Annotated in this window: 1 protein-coding gene; it reads right to left on the minus strand. The window is 51.4% G+C overall.

What is annotated here, in order from left to right; genetic code table 11:
- Window positions 1-471: DUF6535 domain-containing protein (locus tag BBH99_RS22460; RefSeq protein WP_165601940.1), on the minus strand; the 471-nt coding region annotated here is incomplete at both ends.

Below are 471 nucleotides of genomic sequence, written 5' to 3' on the forward strand. Positions count from 1 at the left end.
CGCAACAAGATAGGTTAGTCCAAGGAAGCCGAAGACAGCCGCTGTACACCACGCGACGATAGAGTTTATAGGGAAAAGAAATAGCAAAAGCCCTCCAGCGAACAGAAAGACAGAAACATGAACCAAAGAAACAAGCAGGTAGACGACCTGGTCCATCCCGTAGAAGTCAACTCCCATACGGATGTAGATGTGGTTAAATGCGCGGCTCAGAAGAGCTTCGTCTAGCTGTTCTCCGGACTTCATGTCCCGCTTGTAGTCCCTAGCCCACTGTTGCACAAGCGTGGCCAGAAGTGCACAGCCCAAAGATATCACAAGAGAACAGAACCACAACACATTCACGATGACAGCGCCGACGGAAGCATTGAACGGCTCATCGAGTGGTGCAGACGGGATAGGAAGTGCTGATGAGTTGTGTATGGCGATCAGCAGTCTCAGCAATTCGGCCGTCTCGTTTCCAGAGTCCGCAGACAG

This window comes from Chryseobacterium contaminans (genome assembly GCF_001684955.1).
In the GTDB taxonomy this organism is placed as follows: domain Bacteria; phylum Bacteroidota; class Bacteroidia; order Flavobacteriales; family Weeksellaceae; genus Chryseobacterium; species Chryseobacterium contaminans.